At 75.4% G+C, this 1,820-nt stretch carries 1 protein-coding gene; it reads right to left on the bottom strand.

The features are described from left to right. Nucleotides 1-93: 93 nt before the first annotated feature. Nucleotides 94-1,542, bottom strand: a complete 1,449-nt coding sequence (locus C6N75_RS19175) for a DUF2079 domain-containing protein (RefSeq protein WP_105870141.1) — start codon at nt 1,540-1,542, stop codon at nt 94-96. Nucleotides 1,543-1,820: the final 278 nt, after the last annotated feature.

Genomic DNA, 1,820 nt, shown 5'->3' with positions numbered 1-1,820 from the left:
GCCGCCGCCTCTCCCCGTCGCCCGGCCCCTGCCCGCCGCCTCCGGCTCTGTCCGCCGCCCGGGCCCCTCCCCGCCGCTCCCGGCTCTCCGCTCTCAGGTGCGGCGCTTGAGCACCAGGTAGCCGCCGCCCTCGCCGTGGACGTAGTACCGGGCGTCCGGGTGGAGGTCATGGGCGTAGGCGTAGGGGTCACGAAGCCGGCCCGAGGTGTTGTCCAGGGCGATGTAGTCGGGCACCACGCCCCGGGTGTCGCCGATCCACAGCACCCGGCAGCGGCCGGTGAGCCGGCTGATCGGGCCCACGTCGGCCTCGACCGTCGCCCCGTCCGGGATCCGGTCCAGGGCGCGCTCGGCCGCTACGGCCCGCTCCGGTTTGCGCCACGTCGCCGACTCGGTCAGCGAGCCCAGCGGCAGGGAGGGGGTGAGCGCCAGGGCGGCAGCGGCCGCGCAGCCCGGCAACCGGTCCGCGTACCGCCGCACCCAGAGGCGCGGGCTGCGGCGCGCACCGGCGGCGGCGTCCGCCAGTGCCAGCAGCAGCACCGGCATCAGCACCGCGCTGTAGTGCCAGTCGGTGGACCAGTAGTGGTCGTCCGCGGACAGGAACCGCCAGCCGAGGGTCGGGGCGGCGACCAGCAGCAGCGGGGAGCGCAGCGCGAGCAGCCCGGTGGTCGGCAGCAGCAGCCACAGCAGGGTGCGCACCTTCGTCCCGGCGCCCGCCAGCGGGCTGGGTCCGCCGTCCACCTTGGTCCAGTAGTCGTAGCCGCCGGCGCCGTTGAAGGCCGGGATCAGCACGGTGAAGGTGAGCAGCGCGGCCAGCGCGCCGAACACGGCGACGCCCAGCGCCCACCACACCGCCCGGCGGGAGAACCGGCGGGCCCGCCAGGCGGTGACCAGCGCGAGCACGCACACGTTCGCCCCCAGGTCCTCCTTCACCAGGACCAGCGGGACCGCCCACAGCAGGGCGGCCCGCCAGCGCCGGGCCAGCAGCGCCTCCAGCGAGAAGGCGATCAGCGGCACGGCGAAGCAGATCTCGTGGAAGTCGAAGTCGACGGCCTGCTGGACGCCCCACGACAGCCCGAACGCCACCCCGACCGCCGCGCCCTTCCCGCGTCCCAGCAGCCGCCCGGCCGCCCGGGTCACCGGGACCACCGCCAGCGCGAACAGCGCCGCCTGCGCGACCAGCAGCGTCACCGGCGTGGGGAAGACGCGGTACGCGGGGGCCAGCAGGGCGGTGACCGGGCTGAAGTGATCGCCGAGGACGTGGGCCCCGGGCCCCTTCAGGTCGACGATCGGCGCCTGGAGGTGGGCATAGCCGCGTACCGCCTGCTCGAATATCCCCAGGTCCCAGGAGCGGGTCTCCATCCGGTGGAAGCGCAGCACGGAGACGGCCGTGTAGCCGGCGAACATCAGCAGCGCCAGCAGGACCGGCGCCAGGTCAGCGACGTCCCGAGCCCGAGCCCCCGTCCTCACGGCTTCCGCATGCGCGTCCGCTGCCGTCGTCTCGGCACGGCGCGCCGAGGCGACGGTGGCGGTGTCTGCGCGCATCGGTGTGCCGCTCCTTCGGTTCCTGTGCTTCCTCACTCGGCCCGGCCCGCGCGACCCGGTACGGCGGCCCCAACCCGGCCCCGCACGCACTCCAGCCCCGCACGCACCCCGGTCCTGTACGCCTCCCGGCACTCGGATGGTTGACCGGTCAAGGAACAAGTGTCCGGCAACTCGTCCCGGGACCTGCCCACCGGGGGAACACCGGAGGGCCGTCGCCGGGGAACTCCGAGGCCGCACCGGGGGGCGCGCCTGAGGATCGCCGGAGCCCCGCCCCCGCC

Source organism: Streptomyces solincola, assembly GCF_002982015.1.
Lineage (GTDB): Bacteria > Actinomycetota > Actinomycetes > Streptomycetales > Streptomycetaceae > Streptomyces > Streptomyces solincola.
Note: the sequence above shows the minus strand (reverse complement) of the source record. Positions and strands in the feature narration are given on the sequence as shown.